Raw genomic sequence first — 1051 nt, 5'->3', positions numbered from 1 at the left:
ACCATCTTCATCACACCGGCGACGCCGGCGGCGGCCTGGGTGTGGCCGATGTTCGACTTGACCGAGCCCAGCAGCAGCGGCCGGTCCTCCGGCCGGTTCTTGCCGTAGGTGGCCAGCAGCGCCTGCGCCTCGATCGGGTCACCGAGCTTCGTGCCCGTACCGTGCGCCTCCACGACATCGACATCAGCGGTCGTCAGGCGGGCGTTGCTCAGGGCCTGGCGGATGACGCGCTGCTGCGACGGGCCGTTGGGGGCGGTCAGGCCGTTGCTGGCGCCGTCCTGGTTGACGGCGGTACTGCGCACGACGGCGAGGACCTGGTGGCCGTTGCGGCGGGCGTCCGACAGCCGCTCCACGAGCAGCACGCCGACACCCTCACCCCAGACGGAGCCGTCCGCCGCGTCCGCGAACGCCTTGACCCGGGAGTCGGCCGACACCGCCTGCTGCTTGCCGAGGTCGGCGAACGTGCCGGGAGTCGCCATGACGTTGACGCCGCCGACGAGGGCCATGGTGCACTCGCCGCTGCGCAGCGCCTGGCCGGCCAGGTGCAGGGCGACCAGGGACGACGAGCAAGCCGTGTCCACGGTGACCGCCGGGCCTTCGAGGCCGAACGTGTAGGAGATACGGCCGGACGCGACGCTCCCGGACGTGCCGCTGGCCACATAGCCCTCGGCGCCTTCGGGGACCCGGGCCAGCAGAGCCACGTAGTCCTGGGTGTTGACACCGACGAAGACACCGGCCGGGCTGCCCTTGAGGGTGCGCGGGTCGATGCCCGCATTCTCGAAGGTTTCCCAGGAGGCCTGGAGAAGCAGCCGGTGCTGCGGGTCCATGGCGATGGCCTCGCGCGGGGAGATCCCGAAGAAGCCGGGGTCGAAGTCGCCGGCGTCCGGCAGGAATCCGCCCTGGATCGCGGGTGCGGTGGACCATCCGTCCTCGGAGGCGGACGGCACCAGCAGCTCCCACTGCCGGTCGGCGGGGACGGTGTCGATGGCGTCGCGGCCTTCGGTGACCAGGCGCCACAGGTCGTCGGGGGAGGCGACGCCGCCGGGGAAGC

1 protein-coding gene is annotated in these 1051 nt (G+C 72.1%); it reads right to left on the bottom strand.

Features of this window, described 5'->3' with window-relative positions; all coding sequences use genetic code 11:
• Nucleotides 1-1051: polyketide synthase (locus tag AB0I73_RS41480; protein ID WP_363045546.1), on the bottom strand; the 1051-nt coding region annotated here is incomplete at both ends.

It is taken from the genome of Streptomyces sp. NPDC050388 (assembly GCF_040655635.1).
In the GTDB taxonomy this organism is placed as follows: domain Bacteria; phylum Actinomycetota; class Actinomycetes; order Streptomycetales; family Streptomycetaceae; genus Streptomyces.
Note: the sequence above shows the minus strand (reverse complement) of the source record. Positions and strands in the feature narration are given on the sequence as shown.